The organism is Kribbella sp. NPDC002412, from assembly GCF_053592935.1.
The window spans coordinates 1-1,584 of record NZ_JBSFBL010000140.1; the positions used below are offsets into that span (position 1 = coordinate 1).

Annotated in this window: 3 protein-coding genes; 1 reads left to right on the forward strand and 2 read right to left on the reverse strand. The window is 68.6% G+C overall.

The window, feature by feature from the left end; genetic code table 11:
* The first annotated feature begins 49 nt into the window (after positions 1-49).
* Complete coding sequence (locus ACWCOV_RS41745; RefSeq protein ID WP_449834921.1) at positions 50-196, forward strand: hypothetical protein; 147 nt, start codon at positions 50-52, stop codon at positions 194-196.
* A gap of 3 nt (positions 197-199) precedes the next feature.
* Here the strand turns inward: ACWCOV_RS41745 and ACWCOV_RS41750 are convergent, their stop codons facing one another.
* Positions 200-1,009 carry an SAM-dependent methyltransferase gene (locus ACWCOV_RS41750; protein ID WP_449834922.1) on the reverse strand — a complete coding sequence of 270 codons (810 nt, stop codon included), beginning with the start codon at positions 1,007-1,009 and terminating at the stop codon, positions 200-202.
* An 81-nt stretch (positions 1,010-1,090) separates the two neighbouring features.
* On the reverse strand, positions 1,091-1,584 hold a 494-nt coding region (locus ACWCOV_RS41755; RefSeq protein ID WP_449834923.1), incomplete at its 5' end, for an AAA family ATPase.

Consider the following 1,584-nt stretch of genomic DNA (forward strand, 5'->3'; position numbering starts at 1 on the left):
CAGGGGGTCGTCGACCAGGAACCACAACACGAGCTGACGACGGTTGCGCTTGTGCAAGACCACCGACGAGAACGGGGCCATGGTGGTCGACGACCGCTTCCCCTGCAACGCGGTCGGTCAAACCGTCTGGGTCACCGTCAAGGCCCCGGACGGCACCACCTACACCTCGAACAAGTTCGTCTGGACGGCAGGCTGAGCGTCAGTCCTTGACGGCCAGTACGGCGGCGATCAGACGCTGCCAGTCGGTGATGTCGTCGACGGGCGTCGGATTACGCCACTCGACGGCCGGGACCAGGCCCGGCTCGAGGACGGTGAACCCGTCGCCGAACAGCGCCAGGATCTGCTCGTCGGTGCGCCAGCGGCCGCGGCCGAGCGACCCCTGCAGGACCTGCTCGAGCTCCTGGCTGCGCGGGTCGTTCTCACTGCGGAAGTGGCTGATGAAGACGTAGCTGCCGGACACGATCCGGTCGCTCCAGAACTTGACCAGGCCGGCCGGGTCCTCGTCGTCGTTCACGTGGTGCAGGGTCGCGCTGAACACGACCGCGACCGGCTCGGCGAAGTCGATCAGCCGCCGGGTGTCCGGGTGGTCGAAGATCGCCTTCGGCGTCCTCAGGTCGGACTGGATCACCGTGGTGTTCTCGTTCTCGGCCAGCAGCGCGCGGCCGTGGGCGAGCACGATCGGGTCGTTGTCGACGTACACGACCGTCGCGCTCGGGTCGTACCGCTGGGCGACCTGGTGCACGTTGTCCGCGGTCGGCAGCCCGCTGCCCAGGTCGACGAACTGGCGGATCCGATTGCCCGACACCAGCTCGCGGATGGCCCGGATCAAGGCCGCGCGGTTGTCCAGCGCGATCTGCTGCGAGCCGGGCAGGTCGTGGATGAACTTGTCCCCGAACGCGCGGTCGACGGCGAAGTTGTCCTTGCCGCCGAGCAGGTAGTCGTACGTCCGCGCGATGCTCGGCCTGTTCATGTCGAACCCGGGGTACGGCGGCTTCTCTGCGTCGGCCATGCGCGACGGTCCTTCCGATCCGATGCTGACCCCCATCACATTATGCGATGGCGGGACTACGCCCGTCGGGGACCCGGCCTGTCAGCCCCCGGCGGCGGTCAGCACGTCGGCCGGCAGCAGCGACCGCAGTTCCTCCGTGGTCGGCATCCGCCCGAGCGTGCGCAGCCGTTGCGACTGCGCCTTGCGCATGGCCTCGACCAGCCGGCGGGCCTCGCGGGCGTTGCCGAAGTTGGGGCTGTCCGCGATCCGGCCGAAGTACGTCGTCAGCGGCGGAGCGGCCGCGGGGTCGAGCAGGTAGTCGCCGCCGGTGACCATCCGGTCGGTGATCAGCAGCAGCTCCTCGGCGCTGTAGTTCTCGAACTCGATGGTCTTGGAGAACCGCGACGCCAGCCCGGGGTTGGCGTCCAGGAAGTCGTTCATCTCCGCGGTGTACCCGGCGACGATGATCGCGATCTCGTCGCGGTGGTCCTCCATCAGCTTGACCAGCGCGTCGATCGCCTCCTGGCCGAAGTCGCCGCCACTGCCGGCCGACCGCGACAGCGTGTACGCCTCGTCGATGAACAGCACCCCGCCGA

Coding starts and splice junctions, on each gene's coding strand:
- ACWCOV_RS41750 (WP_449834922.1), bottom strand. CDS start 1,009: ATGGCCGACGCAGAGAAGCCGCCGTACCCCGGGTTCGACATGAACAGG.